We start from the raw sequence: 5766 nt of genomic DNA, 5'->3' as shown, positions 1-5766 counted from the left end.
TTAAAGCAAGGGTGCGGTTGAAGGCATACTTATCGCGCCGACTGTGATTAACGATCTGAGATGTTGAGACCACTGTATTGGGGACAGTAATGAGCTGGCGATCGCTCGTCCGAATTAACGTTCCCTGTAAACCAATGTCCTCTATCGTCCCTGTAACACCACCTAACTCACAAAAGTCACCTATCTGCATGGGACGATTAACAAATAAGGTCAAACCACCCACCATATTTTCTATGTATGGTCTCACTCCTAAACCAATAGCAATGCCACCAACTCCTAAGCTAGCTACAATTGGGCCAACAGCCAAACCAATTGCTGCACTACCATAATAAAAAACTGTTAATGCTGCCAAAATTCCTAGCAGGCGAAATCCATTACGAGCAATAATTACTTGAAGTGACTTTTCTTCAATTTGGGACATATTGGCGATAAAATTGCAACCAATAGCGTTGAAAAGCATGAAAACTAACCAAGCCAAAACCGAAGCTTCTAAAATAGTTGCTATTTTCAATAAATTCTGCAAGATTTTACCCGTAATATTCAATGGTCCACTAATTAGGAACTGCCAAACACTAATCATCCCTAGGGCTAAAAGTGGTACTAATAACCCGAACCATGCCTTTTGCTTGTTATCACTAGTAGTCTGATACCATTTCAGCAAACGTTGCACCCTGGAAATTGTTGCGATCGCCACTAATATAATTGTACCTAGGCTAAACCATTGCCAGATAGTCTGTCCTTTAAACAGTATAGTTGTCCACTTTGGTAGCCACTTACTCCACTTGGGGGGTAGGAGGTGGCCAGGTGTACTAATATAAAAGTTGTAGAACTCAGGTGAGGCTTTCCATATATTTGATTCATTATAGGGTAAAGCCTTGATCGCTTTATAAAATGGTTTCAGACGTTTCACTGTTTCAGGTGAGAAGAGAAATTCCCCTGCATGATAACCTTCTTCGACCAACTCAATCGTAATCTTGCTCCTGGGAACATTCCAGCGGTTCATTGATTTTGCTGCAACAGTTTGTTCATTAGGAACTTGGCTGACTGGAGGTAAGCCAACGCGGTCTAAAATCTCTTTGAGTAATAATGCAGATTCTGTGCCGACATCTTGACGACTAATTGGGGCAACTTCTTGAAGATTTAGGGTATTGACAGCTCGATCAAAAGCCAACTTTGCAGCATAGCCTTTTTGTCGCACCGCCGGTGAGTGCATGAAACCACCTTCCTGCTGTGTCTGTTCTTGAGCCTCCTTGAGCAGGAAATAAGCCTTATTCATATTGACAATAAATTCCTTCAAAGTGCTATACGGACTGGTGGTAATAGGTGGTGTGAGGGGTGTCTCGTTTGTGTTACTGCCAATGACAACATACTGATTGAGGAGAACGATCGCAAAAACAACTATCGCCTGTAACAGGAGTTTTCTGATTAATCTCATAACTTATACCAATTTCGATCAAAGAATGTTGGACACACTTTGTTTATAGAAAACAGGGAATACCAGATCTGAAATTTGTAGCAAATATTTATCCAAATGTTATAATACCATATTTAGGTAGCCCTGTATAGTAATGGTAAATAAAGGCTAAAACGATAACTATACCGTTACTTAAACAATTACAATGCACTACGACCTTTTGAGTAATTAGTATAAATCTCAATTTTTAAGTCAAAATTAAGCTAAATCTCACAACTTACTCATGCCATTAGTTTTTCATAGATAAATAATAAAACTACTATCAATGGCAGAATAATTTATGAAATATCAACTCAAGAAATTATTATTTTTATTTCCCATACTTCTAATCTTAGCTAGCTGTGGTGGATTCAATAGTTCTACAAATACAGTTGGAGAAACTCAACAAACACAAGGGTCTACTATTACCTCAGCTAAACCATTTAATTATCAAAACTACAACTCAATTTTAAAGGAATATGTCAACGACCAAGGATTAGTTGACTACAAAAAATTAAAAGAAAATCGACAACAACTTGATGAGTTTAATTCAACCATTGGAGCTGTCAATCCAAGCACTTATAATTCTTGGACAGATTCAGAAAAAATTGCTTTCTTAATTAATGCCTATAATTCTTTGACTTTAGAATCTATTATTGATAGTTACCCTACTAAAAGTATTAGAAGGATTCCTGGTGTTTGGAAGATTAGGAGATTCGATGTTGCTGGGGAAAAAATGACATTAGACCATATTGAACATCAGGTTTTACGGAAAGAATTTAATGAGCCAGGAATTCATGTTGCTTTAGTTTGTGCTGCAATAAGTTGCCCTCCACTTAGACAGGAACCTTATACTGGTAAACAATTAGAAAAACAACTAGACGAGCAAGCTAAAAGATTTTTAGGAAATAGTCAAGGCTTCAAAATAGACAGTCAAAATAATACTGTTTATTTATCTTCAATTTTTAAATGGTTCGGTGAAGATTATGAGAAAACTTATGGTCAAATTGAAAATATTGATGGTTTGAATAAAAGAGAGACTTCTATTATAAATTATGCTCGTAAATATGTAGATTCTAATGCTCAAAAATTCTTAGAAAAAGGTGGTTATAAAGTAAAATATTCTGATTATGATTGGTCTTTGAATGTTCAATAAAATTATACAGGGAACAGGCAATAGGGAGCAGTTGGAAAAACATTTCCTAGTCTAAAATTCATCATCAGCCGTTAGCCATAAGCAATTCTTTCTTAGCTATCATAATCTTAAACAGGTTGTAATATTTTATCCTAGGGATTTGGTCTCCAAACCCAAGCAAAAAATGGATTTTGATAGTAAATTTATACAGTTTTTTTAAAGCAATAACTGACTACTGAATGTTGATATCATGTCCGGTTAAATAGTTATAATTAAAGCTTGTAGTAGGGCTGAAGCCCTATCTATATTAGGGCTGAAATCTATACTAGAAACAAAAACTTTTTGATGGCTGATTATTCGGACATGATATTACTATAAAGTGACATAAGAATGAAATTGGTCATCAGCCAACCTTAGTAAATTATCACTTCAAAAGCTAATAGCTAAATGCTTACATTATTATCCATAAATAATCAATTATTTCTGCCTATTCCCTATTCCATCTTTTCTGGAGATTGTTATTTCATTATTCACAAAAAAAATCAAAAAAAATGTTTTTAGAGAGAATATTCGTAATTATTCCTGTTCTTAACGAAGAAAATACAATTGTAAACGTCATTAAGTCCTTACAATTTTACGGACTAACAAAAATAATGGTAGTTGATAATGGCAGTACAGATAAAAGTGTAGAAAAATCCATAAACGCAGGTGCAAAAGTTATCGGAGAACCCATAGCAGGTTATGGTAGAGCTTGTTGGCGTGGTATTCAAAATATACCTTTAAATTGTGATTGGATTTTATTTTGTGATGGGGATGGTAGTGATGATTTAAAGCAACTACCAAAATTTTTAGAGGCTACTAATAAATATGATTTAATCTTAGGCGATCGCCGTGCTACTAAAGCAGGCAGGTCTGCGATGACTCCTGTACAAAATTTTGGCAATAAATTAGCTACTTTTCTAATAGGTTTAGGATGGGGATATTGGTATCAAGATTTAGGCCCACTACGTTTAATTCGGAAGTCTAGTTTAGAAAGAATAAAAATGCAGGATCGAGGTTTTGGTTGGACTGTAGAAATGCAAGCTAGAGCTGTAGAATGTGGTTTAAAAATCAGTGAAATTCCTGTTGGTTATCGTCGTCGTCAGGGTGGACGTTCAAAAATATCAGGTACTATAAAAGGTAGCTTTCAAGCTGGAACTATTATTCTGGCAACTCTGGGAAAATTATACTTAAAACGTCTGTGGCAAATTATAAAATTCCAGCTTAATATCAACAAATGGATAAAGTCTAGACAGATTTAACGAAGTCAGAAGTCAGAATTCAGAAGTTGTTTTTGTAATGGAGATTTTTAACAACCCTCCAAAAATATTTCGCCTAAAATTTGATAAGCAATTATCAAAATAATTGCTGGAAAAAATCTGTCGTTATTACATCAGTTTTCCAAAAAATATTGGATTTATAGGAGTCAGTAAGTATTGATTCATAACATTTATTTTGTATGAAAATAAAACAGTCTCATAATTAACTAAAGACAGTTCCCTAAGTTTAAAAAATTGTTTTTTTGTAAATGAAATTATGCCATTTACAACTCTATAGTCTGCAACAAACCTCTTAACAGTTTTGTAATCGTTCTACATAAGCATTGAGGTATTAGAGGTCAGCTTTCAGCTTTCAGCTTTCTGTTTTTCGGTGGGTAATCCAACACCAACTAATTAATTAGGAAAATTAGCTAATGTGCAATGAATGTAATTTTTAATTTTAGCTCAATCTTTCAACTCTAATACTAAATCTCAAAAGTCTTGCTAAATATTCTTGAGAGTAGGGAGTAGGGTTATTAGGCATAATATATCTTTGCTGTTTGCGTAGAATCGTCAAAAACATTACTTAACTTTACTTATTACTTAATAACTGAAGTATTAAGGAAGTATAGCATTAATGCATGGGAATTGGTATAATTATTTCTTGATAAATAATTTTTTAATCGCTAATATAGCAATCCGCCCATAGCTCCCAACAGATATAATAGTAAGAATAACAGATCCAGTCAAAAGACAAAAAATGAACATTATAGATGAACGATTTGGATTTTATCAGTCAAACATTCATACTCCAAAGAAATAAAAAGAGCCTAGGGGGTTAAAATGATTTTGTCGGGAAAATCTTACCATGAAGTCAAAGAATTATTAAATGTTTCTCACAGTTTTCTTAGGGAATGGAAAAACCAAGCACTGTTTCATGGTGTAGAAAGTTTAAGGCTTCAATTATATTGGAACACAAGGTTACTTAAAATCCGAAGAAAAAGAGCAAATAATTGAGTAGTTAAGGGCATAATATCGATCTAAGATTATCAGATTTACCTGCACTATTTACAGAAGCAATATGATGTAGTTTTTGAATCTAATCAAAGTTATTATAATTTACTTAAAGAGGCGGGAGTAAGTTGGAAAAAAACTCAAAAAAACAATCCCGCTAAAAATGATGAATTAGTGAAAGCAAAAAAAGCGGTCGGAAAGCGGAGCATTCCGTCAGGATGGGATGGCGAGGTCTCCTCGCCATATCCAATCGACCAAGAGAAAAGAAATAGAGGAATTACTGGTTAAATGGCAACCAGAAATAGAAGCTGGAAAGCTTCAAGAGTGTTTATGATTGACGAATGTCATCTCCTATGGGGAGATATATTAGGCTATGGTTGGGGAAGAACAGATGAAAGAATAGAGATTCCCATTAAAAATGAAAGAGAAAGACAGACTTATTATGGAGCTTTCGACTATCAAACCAAAGAATTTATTGTGCAAGAATATAAGAGTGGAAATACGGAAAATACCATTGAATTTATTAAATATTTGTAACAGAAAAGGCCGGGAAAAAGATTGGCGATATTTTGGGATGGAGCAAGTTATCATAATTCTCAAGAATTTAAAGAATATTTGATGATAATTAATCAAGATATATCGGAGGATGAATGCTTGATAAATTGTACAAAATTTGCTCCCAATGCTCCAGATCAAAATCCTGTTGAAGATATTTGGTTACAAGCCAAAAATTTCATCAGACAATTTTATCATCTTTGCAATTCTTTTGAAGTAGTTAAGTGACTATTTAAGTTTTTTGCGGATGGTCAAATATTCGATTTCCCAAAACTTTTTGAGTATGGAATTTTGCCACAACCTATGGGCGG

4 protein-coding genes and 1 pseudogene are annotated in these 5766 nt (G+C 34.2%); 3 read left to right on the top strand and 2 right to left on the bottom strand.

What is annotated here, in order from left to right:
• Nucleotides 1-1435: mechanosensitive ion channel family protein (locus F6K22_RS29355; RefSeq protein WP_293106252.1), on the bottom strand; the 1435-nt coding region annotated here is incomplete at its 3' end.
• A gap of 319 nt (nt 1436-1754) precedes the next feature.
• Between F6K22_RS29355 and F6K22_RS29350 the strand changes: the two genes are divergently transcribed.
• Nucleotides 1755-2609, top strand: coding sequence for a DUF547 domain-containing protein (locus tag F6K22_RS29350; RefSeq protein WP_293106249.1), 855 nt, complete (start codon nt 1755-1757; stop codon nt 2607-2609).
• 530 nt (nt 2610-3139) lie between these two features.
• Nucleotides 3140-3889: a glycosyltransferase family 2 protein gene (locus F6K22_RS29345; protein ID WP_293106246.1), complete on the top strand. Its 750-nt coding sequence runs from the start codon at nt 3140-3142 to the stop codon at nt 3887-3889.
• Between the two features lie 457 nt (nt 3890-4346).
• On the opposite strand, the gene F6K22_RS29340 is transcribed toward F6K22_RS29345, so the two are convergent.
• Nucleotides 4347-4469 (bottom strand): hypothetical protein, encoded by a 123-nt coding sequence (locus F6K22_RS29340; protein ID WP_293106243.1) that lies wholly within the window; start codon nt 4467-4469, stop codon nt 4347-4349.
• Nucleotides 4470-4607: 138 nt separating this feature from the next.
• On the opposite strand from F6K22_RS29340, the pseudogene F6K22_RS29335 reads away from it, so the two are divergent.
• Nucleotides 4608-5766, top strand: a pseudogene (locus tag F6K22_RS29335) (IS630 family transposase); the annotation flags it as partial.

The organism is Okeania sp. SIO2F4 (assembly GCF_010672385.1).
Classification (GTDB): Bacteria; Cyanobacteriota; Cyanobacteriia; order Cyanobacteriales; family Microcoleaceae; genus Trichodesmium.
The sequence above is the reverse complement of the archived record's forward strand: the minus strand, read 5'-3'. Positions and strand labels throughout refer to the sequence as shown.